Here is a 13,111-nt window from a genome sequence, read left to right as displayed (position 1 = left end):
GGCGAACGGTCCCGGCGCTGCAACAGAATGCGAGAAGATTAGCACGATCGTACTATTAAAGGCACCCGGGTTTGACGAGATGTCAACCCACGCGTGCCGCGGTCGCCCAGACCGCTCTAACGAAATTCAAGGAAAAGCAAATGGGCCGTTCGATCAATCTGGAAGGCAAGGTCGCGCTGATTACCGGCGCCTCCACAGGGCTTGGCAAGCGGTTCGCCCAGGTGTTGTCGCAAGCGGGCGCGAAGGTGGTGCTGGCGAGCCGCCGCACCGAACGGCTGAAGGAACTGCGCGCGGAAATCGAGGCGTCCGGCGGCGCCGCGCACGTCGTGTCGCTCGACGTCACCGACTATCAAAGCATCAAGGCCGCGGTCGCGCATGCGGAAACCGAGGCCGGCACGATCGATATTCTGGTCAACAACTCGGGCGTGTCGACCACGCAGCGTCTGTCCGAAGTGACGCCGGCCGACTTCGAATACGTGTTCGATACCAATACGCGCGGCGCGTTTTTCGTCGCACAGGAAGTGGCCAAACGGATGATCATGCGCGCCGGCAGCGGCGGCAAGCCGTCGTACCGGATCATCAATATCGCTTCGATGGCGGGCCTGCGCGTGCTGCCGCAAATCGGCCTGTACGCGATGAGCAAGGCCGCGGTCGTGCATATGACGAAGGCCATGGCGCAGGAGTGGGGCCGGCACGGCATCAACGTGAATGCGATCTGCCCGGGCTACATCGAAACCGAAATGAACCGCCATCACTGGTCGACCGAGCAGGGGCAGAAGCTGGTGTCGATGCTGCCGCGCCATCGCGTCGGCCATCCGGAAGATCTCGACGGCTTGCTGCTGCTGCTCGCCGCCGACGAGTCCCAATTTATCAACGGCTCGATCATTGCCGCCGATGACGGCTTCGGGCTGTCGTAAGCCGATTCGCTATGGGTTCCGCGCGCGGCCCGCAAGCCGCGATGATCGCGGAACCTGTTTTTACCCGTAGAAGAAGTCTGATGAACGAATACCACGCCGTTTTCGAGATGTCGATCCAGATCCGCTGGGGCGACATGGATGCCTTCGGGCATGTGAACAACACCGTCTACTTCCGTTATATGGAACAGGTGCGCATCGGCTGGCTCGAGTCGCTCGGCACGCCGCCGGATAGCTCGGCGGGGCAGGGGCCGGTGATCGTCAATGCATCGATGGAGTTTTTGAAGCAGTTGCACTATCCGGGCGACGTGATCGGCCGGATGTCGGTTGGCCAGCCGGGGCGCAGCAGCTTCGACACGCGCTTCGAACTGGTGCGCGCCGACGATCCGCATACCGTCTATGCGCGCGGCGCGGCGCGCTGCGTGTGGGTCGATTATGCGGCGGGCAAGTCGATGCCGATGCCTGACATGCTGCGTGCGGCGATCGAGAATGCGCCGTTGACCGACGTGGCCTGAGGTTTTCTCCTGCTCGTGCGCCGCTAATTCCCCAGCAGCCGCTGCAACAATTCTGTCGCATTGCCGGTATCGTATTTGCGCATCAGCCGCGCACGATACACGTCGACGGTGCGCGAGCTGATGTCGAGCACGCGCCCGATCTGCTTGCTGGTCTTGCCGGTTACCAGTTGCGCGGCGATCTCGCGTTCGCGCGGCGTCAGCTCGACCGCCACGCGCCGCGTCGCGCTCAGATCCTCGAAGGTCCACACGCCGGCCGCGTGCGGATCCTGCCGTTCGAGCGAGCGGCCGGTCACGTGGCACCAGAACAGCTCGCCATTGGCGCGCTTCATGATGCGGTCGTCCGCGTAGCTGCCTTGCGAGGTCATGATCGGCGGAATGCGCGCGCCGATCCGCTCGAATTCGTCCGGCGACGGATACAGCACCTGAAACGACTGTCCAAGCAGCGACGCGCGCGTGCAGCCGAAGATCGATGCGAGTTCGTCGTTGCAGTCTTCGATGATCCGCGCACGCGACAGCACGAGTCCGATCGGAGCGAGATGAAAGGCGGTTTGGTAATCCAGGGCGGGCATGAGATGCGGGTCGAATACTTATGTATTTTTGCGTATTGTGCCGGATTGCCTCGCCAGCGTACCCTTTCGTCACTACAAGTCACGACAACGGGCGTCGCGATGGTGGCGATGGTTGGTGGTAACGAAGGTCGTCAGGCTCAAAGGCGCGAACACCGGCCGGCCGTGCCTGCCTCACCTTTTGTACGCCGCGCGCCGCCAATGACTAGAATGACGTCTCGGGCGCAAGCCCGATGCACGTTCGATCGCAGCGCGCCGCGTGGCGTTTGAATTTCCATTCAAGGAAGGGACATATTGATGAACAAGGTCTATCCGAGCGCGGCCGATGCGCTCAAGGACATCGTCAAGGACGGGCAGACGTTCGCCGTCGGCGGCTTCGGCCTGTGCGGCATTCCGGAGGCGCTGATCGCGGCACTGCGCGATTCGGCCGTCAAGAACATCACGTGCATCAGCAACAATGCGGGCGTCGACGGCTTCGGTCTCGGCCTGTTGCTGGAAACGCGCCAGATCAAGAAGATGATCTCGTCGTACGTCGGCGAGAACAAGGAGTTCGAGCGGCAGTTCCTGGCCGGCGAACTCGAGCTTGAATTCACGCCGCAAGGCACGCTCGCCGAAAAACTGCGCGCGGGCGGCGCCGGCATCCCGGCGTTCTTCACCAATACCGGTTACGGCACGGTGATCGCGGAAGGCAAGGAAACCCGCCAGTTCGGCGACAACCACTACGTGCTCGAACCGTCGCTGACGGCCGACGTCGGTCTCGTCAAGGCGTGGAAGGCCGACAAGTCCGGCAACCTGATCTATCGCCGCACCGCGCGCAACTTCAACCCGATGTGCGCAATGGCCGGCCGCATCACCGTGGCCGAAGTCGAAGAGATCGTCGAAGTCGGCGAACTCGATCCGGACCATATCCATACGCCGGGCATTTTCGTGCAGCGCCTCGTGCTGAACGCGCATCCGGAAAAACGCATCGAACAACGCGTGGTCCGCGCGAAAGGAGAGTGACCATGGCATGGAATCGTGACGAAATGGCCGCACGCGCGGCAAAAGAACTTCAAGACGGCTTCTATGTGAACCTCGGCATCGGGCTGCCCACGCTGGTCGCCAATCACGTGCCGCCGGGCATCGAAGTGTGGCTGCAATCGGAAAACGGCCTGCTCGGCATCGGCCCGTCGCCGACCGAAGAGGAAATCGATGCTGATCTGATCAACGCGGGCAAGCAGACGGTGACCACGCTGCCGGGCTCGTCGATTTTCTCGTCGGCGGATTCGTTCGCGATGATTCGCGGCGGCCATATCAACCTCGCGATCCTCGGCGCAATGCAGATCAGCAAAGAGGGCGACCTGGCCAACTGGATGATCCCGGGCAAGATGATCAAGGGCATGGGCGGCGCGATGGATCTGGTGGCCGGCGTCAAGCGCGTGATCGTGCTGATGGAGCACGTCGCGAAGGGCGACCAGCACAAGATTCTCGAAGCATGCACGCTGCCGCTGACAGGTGTCGCGGTGGTCGACCGGATCATCACCGATCTGGGCGTGATCGACGTCACCGATAACGGCCTGAAGCTGGTTGAGCTCGCACCGGGCGTGACGGTCGACGAGATCAAGGCGAAGACTGGCGCGCCGCTGGATGTGAGCGCGGTGCACTAAGCTGAGAGGCTGATTGTTTCGGAAGGCAGAGGCGGGCGCGGCGTGAGTCGCGCCCGTTTTGCTTTTGGGGCGTTTTGCGCAGCGACGCAGCGACGCAGCGCGTGGTGCGCGAGCCGCGTCGAACGCGCGGAATACGCGACAACGCTGTCGAAAATGAAGCGGATACAATCGGTCGGGTTGCGGCTCGCTCCGCATGCCGATTTGCATAGGGGTTCGCACACCGGTTCGCTTATGGGTTCGCGTGGCTCGTCGCGGCAACTGCCGCGTTGCCCAGTCGGCTCGTGCGCCGATGTGTCGCCCCGCTCATGAGGAAATCACGATGACCGCCACGCCCGTCGCTGTACCCGCCGCCTTGTCGTCAAGCGTCGCCGGCACCACGCCTGCGCCGCGCCAGCGCTACGTTCAATGCATCAGCCCAGGCGGTCTGCACCGCATCGCCTATACGGAATGGGGCGAACCGCACAATCCGCGCGTGCTGGTCTGCGTGCATGGCCTGACGCGCAGCGGCCGCGACTTCGACCGCTTCGCTGCGGCGATGGCCGCGACGCATCGCGTGGTGTGTCCTGACGTGGTGGGCCGCGGGCTGTCGTCGTGGCTCGCCGATCCGAACTATTACGGCGTGCCGCAGTACGTCGCCGATATGGTCACGCTGATCGCACGGCTCGAAGTGGAAACCGTCGAGTGGTTCGGCACGTCGATGGGCGGGCTGATCGGCATGGCGCTTGCGGGCCTCAAGGACTCGCCGATCCGCAAGATGCTGCTCAACGACGTCGGCCCGCATATCGAGCCCGATGCGCTGACGCGCATCGGCAGTTATCTCGGCAAGCCGGCGCGCTTCGATACGTTACAACAGGGCGTCGAGCAGGCGGCGCTGCTCGCGCAATCGTTCGGGCCGCTGACGCCCGACGAATGGCGCGAGATCAATACGCCGCTTTTGCACGAGCGCGACGGCGCGTGGCAATTCCGTTACGACCCACGCATCGCGCAGCCGTTTGGCGCGATCACGCCCGAGGTGGCGGCGCTTGGCGAGGCGGCGCTGTGGAAATCGTTCGCGGCGATCGAAGCGCCGGTGCTGGCGGTGCGCGGCGCGCAATCGGACCTGCTGTCGCGCGAGACGCTTGCGCAGATGGTCGAGCGCGGGCGCAACGTGACGAGTGCGGAGATCGCGGGCGTCGGGCATGCGCCGGCCTTTCTCGATGCGGCGCAGATCGGTCTGGCGCGGCAATTCTTTATCGGTGCGGCGGGCGACGCGTCATAATACTGGGTTCTACGTCGATCGGCCGCATGGGCTTCGGCGTGTCGATCCAGGTTTTCGGTGCGGGTTTTCGTCCGCTTTTTGGTCCGGGTTTTCGTCATCCAGCATAGGGATTCGTCATGGCAGTCATTCGTCACCACGTCGGCAAGCGTCTTTCGGAAATCGCGGTGCACAATGGCACCGTCTATCTCGCTGGCCAGATTGCAGAGGACACCGATCAGGACATCGGCGGCCAGACCCGCGAAGTGCTCGGCCATATCGACCGGCTGCTCGGCGAAGCAAACAGCGACAAATCGCACCTGCTGTCGGTGCAGATCTATATCGCCGACATGGTGAATTTCGCCGGCATGAATGCAGTGTGGGACGAGTGGGTCGCGCAGGGCGCGACGCCGCCGCGCGCCACCGTCGAGGCGAAGCTCGCGAACCCGAAGTGCCTCGTCGAAATCGTCGTGGTGGCTGCGCAGCGCGGTTGAGGCCCGGTTGTCCGTCGATACACCGCATTGCATTGAAACACCGGCTTCGAAGCACGCGCTTTGAAATACCTGTGCCCGCGCTGAGCCGCGGGCTTGCCGCACGATGAGATGAATACCGAACCGCTGAGCACCGCCCCTTCGTTCGACGCTGCACTTGCGTTCGTGCGCGAGCACGCGGGCGACGCACGGCTGTCCACCGGCGAACTGCTGGTCGATCATGCGGCGGGTACCGCGGCGATCATGCGCACGCTGGACGTCGATCCGCCGGCGGTGCTGGCCGCGGCGCTGTTCGGCCTGACGCCTCATCTGGAAGACCCGGCGAATGTGATCGCCGAACGCTTCGGCGACGAAGTCGCGCAGCTGGTCGGCGACGTGCGCAAGCTGCTGCGCCTCGGCACCGTGAGCCTGCGCGCCGCGCAGCACGTGCCGGCCGATGCCGGACGCGAAGCCCAGGCCGCGCGTCGTGCACAGGTCGAGGCGCTGCGCAAGATGCTGCTCGCGTTCGCGCAGGACATTCGCGTGGTGCTGATCCGGCTCGCGTCGCGGCTGCAGTCGCTGCGCTACTACGCGGCCGCGAAGCTCGCGCCGTCGCCGGATGTCGCACGCGAGACGCTCGATATCTACGCGCCGCTCGCGAACCGGCTCGGTATCTGGCAACTGAAGTGGGAACTCGAAGACCTCGCGTTTCGCTTCGAAGAGCCGGTCACCTACAAGCGCATCGCCAAACTGCTGGATGAGAAGCGCGTCGAGCGCGAGACCTATGTGGCCGAAGCGATCGCGCGGCTGCAGCGCGAGCTGGCCGCGGCGCACATCCGCGCCGAGGTGAGCGGCCGGCCGAAGCATATCTACAGCATCTGGAAGAAGATGCGTGGCAAGGATCTCGACTTCTCCGAGCTCTACGACGTGCGCGCGTTCCGTGTGATCGTGCCGGACATCAAGGATTGCTACACGGTGCTTGGCATCGTGCACAACCTGTGGCAACCGGTGCCCAGGGAATTCGACGACTACATCTCGCGGCCGAAGCCGAATGGCTACAAGTCGCTGCACACGGTGGTGATCGGCGACGACGGCCGCGCATTCGAAGTGCAGATCCGTACGCAGGACATGCATGAGTTCGCCGAGTACGGCGTGGCTGCGCACTGGCGCTACAAGGAAGAGGGCGCGCGCGGCTATGCCGGGCAGTTCAGCGCGAGCGACAAATACGACGAGAAGATCGCGTGGCTGCGGCAACTGCTCGCATGGAAAGAAGACGTTTCCGAAGGCGAGCACGACAGCGAGGGTGAGCAGGGCGGCGCGCAGGAACGCCACGGTGCCGCGGGCGACGGAGGCGACCTCGAGTCGCACGCGAGCGCCGGCACGCGGCAAACCTGGCGCCATCTGCGCGAAGCGACGCTCGACGACGACCAGATCTACACGCTGACGCCGCAAGCCCGCGTGATCGCGTTGCCGCAAGGCGCGACGCCGCTCGATTTCGCGTATCACCTGCATAGCGAACTCGGCCACCGCTGCCGCGGCGCGCGCGTCGACGGCGCGATGGTGCCGCTCAACACGCCGCTGCAAAACGGGCAGACGGTCGAGGTCATCACGGTGAAGGAAGGTGGGCCGTCGCGCGACTGGCTCAATCCGCAGCTCGGCTATCTGCAAAGCAACCGCGCGAAACAGAAGGTACGCGTGTGGTTCAACGCGATCGATGCGGCGGAGAACATCGCCAACGGCCGCGCGCTGGTCGAAAAGACGCTGCAGCGCGAAGGCAAGACGTCGGTCAATCTCGAGCAGCTGGCGGCGAAGCTCGGCTTCAAGGCGCCGGAAGAACTGTATGCGGTGGTCGCCAAGGAAGAGTTCAGTCTGCGCCTGATCGAGCAGGCGTTGAACGATGCGCCGCCGGCCGAGCCCGAAGTCGAAGCGCCCGAGCAGTTCGAGAAACGCAGCAGCGGCGCGAGTGTCGCGCACGGGGCATCGACCGGCGTGCTGGTGGTCGGCGTCGATGCGTTGCTCACGCAGCTCGCACGCTGCTGCCGCCCGGCGCCGCCCGACGAGATCGCGGGGTTCGTCACGCGCGGCAAGGGTATGTCGATTCACCGCAGCGATTGCCCGACCTTTCTGCGCATGGTGGCGCGCGCGCCGGAGCGCGTGCTGCAGACCGCGTGGTCGGCCGATGTGATGAACGGCCGCGGGCAGTCGGTCTACCCGGTCGATCTCGCGATCGAAGCAACCGACCGGCAAGGCCTGTTGCGCGACATCTCCGAAGTCTTCGCGCGCGAGAAGATGAATGTGATCGGTGTGAAGACGCAATCGCGACGCAACGCGGCGTATATGTTGTTCACCGTCGAAGTGTCGAGTGCGTCGCAGATTCAGCGCGCGTGTGCGCTGCTGGGTGAGGTGAGTGGTGTCGTGCGTGCGGGGCGCAAAGGGTGAGTGTGGTCAGCGCGAATCACGTGAGCTCGCGTGTCGCGACGCATCGAGATGTTGCCGTCAATGCGCTGCAATCGACGCGCTGCAATCGAGCTGTTGTGCGATGGATTGCGCTGCGCTGTAAACACGCCGCGTGTTTTTGATGTCGCCGCATAAAAACACTTGCCAACTCTCAGGGTGCTCCATATAATCTCGTTTCTTCAGGCTCGTAGCTCAGCTGGTTAGAGCACCACCTTGACATGGTGGGGGTCGTTGGTTCGAGTCCAATCGAGCCTACCAACGAAAGTGAAACATCGGTGTGCGATCGTAGTTGTTCAAGCTTCATGCGAGCGTTGCCGATGTTTCGAAAACCGCAGTACGTACCTCCGGGTGCGAACAAGGTGAATAAGGTTATGACACCGCGAACGTTGACCGAAACCACTTCGGAACGACGCTAGTCGAGGACCTCTTTCGCCACTGCAGTTTGATGGAAAGTGAATGCGGCCCCTCGAAAGCGGGGCCGCATTTTTTTTGTCCCGGCATTGCGCCCGAGAACGCGCACTTCCAGTACGCCGAGCTGTTTAATAGAGTTGTTGTAGCCGCCGACCGGTCGGCATCACGGAGAACACAATGGTTTCGATACGTCTGCCTGATGGTTCTGTTCGACAGTACGATCACCCCGTGACGGTCGCCGAAGTCGCGGCATCGATCGGTCCGGGGCTCGCGAAGGCCGCGCTCGGCGGCAAGATCGATGGCGAGCTCGTCGATACGTCTGCGCTGATCGACCACGACGTGTCGCTTGCAATCGTCACGGATAAAGATGCGGATGGCCTCGACATCATCCGCCACTCGACGGCGCACTTGCTCGCGTATGCGGTGAAGGATCTGTTCCCCGAGGCGCAGGTGACGATCGGGCCGGTGATCGACAATGGCTTCTACTACGACTTTGCGTATAGCCGTCCCTTCACGCCGGAAGATCTCGAGAAGATCGAAAAGCGCATGCAGGAGCTCGCGAAAAAAGACGAGCCCGTGTCGCGCCGCGTCGTGTCGCGCGACGAAGCGGTCGACTACTTCAAGAGCATCGGCGAGAAGTACAAGGCCGAGATCATCGAATCGATTCCGGCCAGCGACGACATCAAGCTGTACTCGCACGGCGGCTTCACGGATCTGTGCCGCGGCCCGCACGTACCGTCCACGGGCAAGCTTAAAGTCTTCAAGCTGATGAAGGTGGCGGGCGCGTACTGGCGCGGCGACGCGAAGAACGAGCAGCTGCAGCGCATCTACGGCACGGCCTGGACGAAAAAGGAAGACCAGGACGCGTATCTGCACATGCTCGAAGAAGCGGAGAAGCGCGATCACCGCAAGCTCGGCAAGCAGCTCGACCTGTTTCATATGCAGGACGAGTCGCCGGGCATGGTGTTCTGGCATCCGCGCGGCTGGACGCTGTGGCAGCAGGTCGAGCAGTACATGCGCCGCCGCGTCAACGACGCCGGCTACCTCGAAATCAAGACGCCGATGATCATGGACCGCTCGCTGTGGGAAGCGTCGGGCCACTGGCAGAACTATCGCGAGAACATGTTCACGACGGAATCGGAGAAGCGCGACTACGCGATCAAGCCGATGAACTGTCCGGGGCATGTGCAGGTGTTCAATCACGGCCTGCGTTCGTATCGCGACCTGCCGCTGCGCTTCGCGGAATTCGGTTCGTGCCACCGCAACGAGGCGTCGGGCGCGCTGCATGGTCTGATGCGCGTGCGCGGCTTCGTGCAGGACGATGCGCACATCTTCTGTACGGAAAGCCAGTTCATCAGCGAGTCGATCGCGTTCAATACGCTCGCGATGAGCGTATACACGGATTTCGGCTTCGATCAGGTCGACATCAAGCTGTCGCTGCGCCCCGACGCGCGCGCCGGCACGGACGAAACGTGGGATCGCGCGGAAGAAGGCCTGCGCGAAGCGCTGCGCGCGTGCAACGTCGAGTGGGAAGAGCTGCCGGGCGAGGGTGCGTTCTACGGCCCGAAGGTCGAATACCACATCAAGGATGCGCTCGGCCGTTCGTGGCAGTGCGGCACGCTGCAGCTCGACATGGTGCTGCCGGAGCGCCTCGGCGCCGAGTTCGTCGCTGAGGACAATAGCCGCCGCCGGCCGATCATGCTGCACCGGGCAATCGTCGGATCGATGGAGCGTTTTCTCGGTATTCTGATCGAGCACCATGCTGGTGCAATGCCCGCGTGGCTTGCGCCGCAGCAGGTTGTGGTGATGAATATCGCAGAAAGTCAGTCCGAATATGCGAAAAATCTTGCTCAAACGTTGCAAAAACAAGGGGTTAGAGTCGAAGCCGATTTGCGCAACGAGAAAATAAGCTATAAAATACGCGAGCACACGCTACAGAAGGTCCCGTACCTGCTGGTTGTCGGTGACAAAGAGCGTGATGCACAAACGGTAGCCGTGCGTGCCCGTGGCGGTGTCGATCTGGGTGTGATGCCCGTCGATGCCTTCATTGAGCGTCTGCGCCAGGAAGTGCAGTCGTTCAAGTAACCACTTGGCAGCGCGGCTCGTTTTTTTCAATTTTTAGAGGAAACGTAACATCGCTACTGATAAGTCGTCGCATCGCATCAACGGTGAAATCTCTGCACCCGAGGTGCGTCTGGTCGGAGTCAACAACGAACCGCTAGGCATCGTAAAACTCGCTGACGCGTTCCGTTTGTCGGAACAGCAGGACGTTGACCTGGTCGAAATTGCCCCACAAGCAGTCCCACCGGTATGCCGGCTGATGGACTACGGCAAATTCAAGTACCAGGAAGCGAAGAAGCAGCACGAGGCCAAGCTCAAGCAGAAGGTCATCCAGGTCAAGGAAGTCAAGTTCCGCCCGGGTACCGACGATGGCGATTACACCGTCAAGCTACGCAATCTCGTTCGCTTCCTCGAAGACGGCGACAAGACGAAAATCACGTTGCGTTTCCGTGGCCGCGAAATGGCTCACCAGGAAATCGGTATGCGCATGCTGGAACGCCTGCGCACCGACCTCGACGAAGTCGGGCAGGTTGAGCAGATGCCGAAGATGGAAGGGCGCCAGATGATCATGGTGCTTTCGCCGAAGAAGAAGAAGTAAGCTCGCGCACGTCGGTTTCGATGTGCGCCGGCCGCAGCAGGTTGAGTTGATGTTGGAATCGAACGGTGCCTTGCCGCAATGCATGTGGCGGGGGCCGGCAAAGTTTCGGATCGACGCCCGCGCAAAGCAGTACTGCGGGCGTTTTGTCTGAAAAGCAGGGGTCGAAACGGTGTGCGTCGTTGAATACGCATCAACGTATCGGCCAACTGCATACCAAGTGGACTGGGTTTCGAAGGGCGGGTGAAGGGCCATCAAGGCCAACCGCACACCCAAATCCATCAAATAATGGAGTGGTTCGTCATGCCTAAGATGAAGACGAAGAAGAGCGCTGCCAAGCGCTTCAAGGTGCGTCCGGGCGGTACCGTCAAGCGCGGTCAAGCCTTCAAGCGCCACATCCTTACGAAGAAGAGCACGAAGGTCAAACGCCATCTGCGCGGCTCCACGTCGGTCCACGCGACCAACATGGACTCCGTACGCGCAATGCTGCCGTTCGCGTAACCCTTTAACCGATACTCACAGGAGCGAAACATGCCTCGAGTTAAACGTGGGGTTACCGCACGGGCCCGTCACAAGAAGATCATCAAGCTGGCCAAGGGTTACCGCGGCCGTCGCAATAACGTCTATCGCATCGCCAAGCAGGCGGTCATGCGCGCAGGCCAATACGCCTACCGCGATCGCCGCAACAAGAAACGTGTGTTCCGCGCATTGTGGATCACGCGTATCAACGCGGCGGTGCGTCAGCACGACATGACGTACAGCGTGTTCATCAACGGCCTGAAGAAGGCGTCGATCGAACTCGACCGCAAGGTGCTGGCCGACATGGCTGTGTTCGACAAGGCCGCTTTTGCTGCGATCGTTCAGCAGGTGAAAGCCGCCGTTGCAGCCTGATAGCGCTGAGGGGCGCCCGCTTCCTGGGCGCCTCGCACACTGCAGGGTTCGTGGCAGCGAACATCCGGTCGTTTCGGTGACGCTGCAACAAAAACGGGGCTCCTCACCGAGCCCCTTTTTTGTTGGTCGAGCCGCTTTTGCATCAAATGAACATTGACGTTGAGAAGATGGGATCAATGGACCTGGACCAGATTGTCGCCGACGCGAAAAGCGCCTTTGAACACGCCGCCGACGTCACGACGCTCGAAAACGAGAAAGCGCGTTTTCTCGGCAAGTCGGGCGTGCTGACGGAACAGCTGAAGGGGCTTGGCAAGCTCGATCCCGAAGCGCGCAAGACCGAAGGGGCGCGCATCAACGTCGCCAAGCAGCAGGTCGAAGCCGCGTTGAACGGGCGCCGTCAGGCATTGGCCGACGCGCTGATGAACCAGCGGCTCGCCGCCGAAGCGATCGACGTGACGCTGCCGGGCCGTGGCCCGGGCAAGGGCAGTCTGCATCCGGTGATGCACACGTGGGAGCGCGTCGAACAGATTTTCCGCACGATTGGCTTCGACGTGGCCGACGGTCCCGAGATCGAAACCGACTGGTATAACTTCACGTCGCTGAACAGCCCGGAAAACCATCCGGCGCGTTCAATGCAGGATACGTTTTACATCGACGGCAAAGATGCCGACGGCCGCCCGCTGCTGCTGCGCACGCATACCAGCCCGATGCAGGTTCGCTACGCGCGCACCAACACGCCGCCGATCAAGGTGATCGTGCCTGGCCGCACCTATCGCGTCGACAGCGACGCGACCCATTCGCCGATGTTCAACCAGGTCGAAGGCCTGTGGATCGAAGAGAACATCAGCTTCGCCGACCTCAAAGGCGTCTACAGCGATTTCCTGAAAAAGTTTTTCGAGCGTGACGACATTCAGGTGCGTTTCCGCCCGTCGTACTTCCCGTTCACGGAACCGTCAGCCGAAATCGACATGATGTTCGAGCATGGCAAGAACGCCGGCCGCTGGCTCGAAATTTCGGGCTCGGGCCAGGTGCATCCGACGGTGGTGCGCAACATGGGCCTCGACCCGGAGCGCTACATCGGCTTCGCGTTCGGCAGTGGCCTCGAGCGCCTGACGATGCTGCGTTACGGCGTGCAAGACCTGCGTCTCTTCTTCGAAAACGATCTGCGATTTTTGCGGCAGTTCGCGTAAGCGCGCAATGCATCACGCGTGCCTCGCGTGGGCGTCGCGCGGTGCGGCGGCACCCACAGGGCCGTCGCCCTCTACCGTGTCTTCGGCGGGCAACGCATGCTGCATGCGAACGCTAGCAAGCCGTGCCGGCAGGACGCCGAGCGATTGAGTTCAACCTGTTT

At 62.3% G+C, this 13,111-nt stretch carries 13 protein-coding genes and 1 tRNA gene; 13 read left to right on the top strand and 1 reads right to left on the bottom strand.

Annotation, left to right across the window (positions count from 1 at the left end; translation table 11 throughout):
- The first annotated feature begins 140 nt into the window (after positions 1–140).
- Both ACYVNQ_RS11290 and ACYVNQ_RS11285 read left to right on the top strand, forming a co-directional pair.
- Complete coding sequence (locus tag ACYVNQ_RS11290) at positions 141–917, top strand: SDR family oxidoreductase (protein WP_460902559.1); 777 nt, start codon at positions 141–143, stop codon at positions 915–917.
- 80 nt (positions 918–997) lie between these two features.
- Complete coding sequence (locus ACYVNQ_RS11285; protein ID WP_460902558.1) at positions 998–1,429, top strand: acyl-CoA thioesterase; 432 nt, start codon at positions 998–1,000, stop codon at positions 1,427–1,429.
- 23 nt (positions 1,430–1,452) lie between these two features.
- Here ACYVNQ_RS11285 and ACYVNQ_RS11280 read toward each other — a convergent pair whose 3' ends face one another.
- Positions 1,453–1,998, bottom strand: coding sequence for a helix-turn-helix transcriptional regulator (locus tag ACYVNQ_RS11280; protein ID WP_460902557.1), 546 nt, complete (start codon positions 1,996–1,998; stop codon positions 1,453–1,455).
- Positions 1,999–2,292: 294 nt separating this feature from the next.
- On the opposite strand from ACYVNQ_RS11280, the gene ACYVNQ_RS11275 reads away from it, so the two are divergent.
- The 11 genes from ACYVNQ_RS11275 to pheS all read left to right on the top strand — a co-directional run bounded on the left by ACYVNQ_RS11275 (position 2,293) and on the right by pheS (position 12,950).
- On the top strand, positions 2,293–2,997 hold the full coding sequence (locus tag ACYVNQ_RS11275; protein ID WP_460902556.1) for a CoA transferase subunit A: 705 nt from the start codon (positions 2,293–2,295) through the stop codon (positions 2,995–2,997).
- Between the two features lie 2 nt (positions 2,998–2,999).
- On the top strand, positions 3,000–3,641 hold the full coding sequence (locus tag ACYVNQ_RS11270; protein WP_460902555.1) for a CoA transferase subunit B: 642 nt from the start codon (positions 3,000–3,002) through the stop codon (positions 3,639–3,641).
- Positions 3,642–3,960: 319 nt separating this feature from the next.
- Complete coding sequence (locus tag ACYVNQ_RS11265) at positions 3,961–4,899, top strand: alpha/beta fold hydrolase (RefSeq protein WP_460902554.1); 939 nt, start codon at positions 3,961–3,963, stop codon at positions 4,897–4,899.
- Positions 4,900–5,015: 116 nt separating this feature from the next.
- Positions 5,016–5,369, top strand: coding sequence for a RidA family protein (locus ACYVNQ_RS11260; protein ID WP_460902553.1), 354 nt, complete (start codon positions 5,016–5,018; stop codon positions 5,367–5,369).
- A gap of 108 nt (positions 5,370–5,477) precedes the next feature.
- Positions 5,478–7,784 (top strand): RelA/SpoT family protein, encoded by a 2,307-nt coding sequence (locus tag ACYVNQ_RS11255; protein ID WP_460902552.1) that lies wholly within the window; start codon positions 5,478–5,480, stop codon positions 7,782–7,784.
- 199 nt (positions 7,785–7,983) lie between these two features.
- Positions 7,984–8,060, top strand: a tRNA-Val gene (locus ACYVNQ_RS11250).
- 330 nt (positions 8,061–8,390) lie between these two features.
- The gene (gene thrS / locus ACYVNQ_RS11245) at positions 8,391–10,298 is read left to right on the top strand and encodes a threonine--tRNA ligase (protein WP_460902551.1); all 1,908 of its coding nucleotides are present in this window, start codon (positions 8,391–8,393) and stop codon (positions 10,296–10,298) included.
- Positions 10,299–10,347: 49 nt separating this feature from the next.
- Positions 10,348–10,872, top strand: coding sequence for a translation initiation factor IF-3 (gene infC / locus ACYVNQ_RS11240; protein WP_460902698.1), 525 nt, complete (start codon positions 10,348–10,350; stop codon positions 10,870–10,872).
- Positions 10,873–11,172: 300 nt separating this feature from the next.
- Positions 11,173–11,370, top strand: a complete 198-nt coding sequence (rpmI, locus tag ACYVNQ_RS11235) for a 50S ribosomal protein L35 (RefSeq protein ID WP_460902550.1) — start codon at positions 11,173–11,175, stop codon at positions 11,368–11,370.
- A gap of 30 nt (positions 11,371–11,400) precedes the next feature.
- On the top strand, positions 11,401–11,760 hold the full coding sequence (gene rplT, locus ACYVNQ_RS11230) for a 50S ribosomal protein L20 (protein ID WP_006052502.1): 360 nt from the start codon (positions 11,401–11,403) through the stop codon (positions 11,758–11,760).
- A 176-nt stretch (positions 11,761–11,936) separates the two neighbouring features.
- The gene (gene pheS / locus ACYVNQ_RS11225; protein ID WP_460902549.1) at positions 11,937–12,950 is read left to right on the top strand and encodes a phenylalanine--tRNA ligase subunit alpha; all 1,014 of its coding nucleotides are present in this window, start codon (positions 11,937–11,939) and stop codon (positions 12,948–12,950) included.
- Positions 12,951–13,111: the final 161 nt, after the last annotated feature.

It is taken from the genome of Paraburkholderia jirisanensis, from assembly GCF_054782355.1.
Note: the sequence above shows the minus strand (reverse complement) of the source record. Positions and strands in the feature narration are given on the sequence as shown.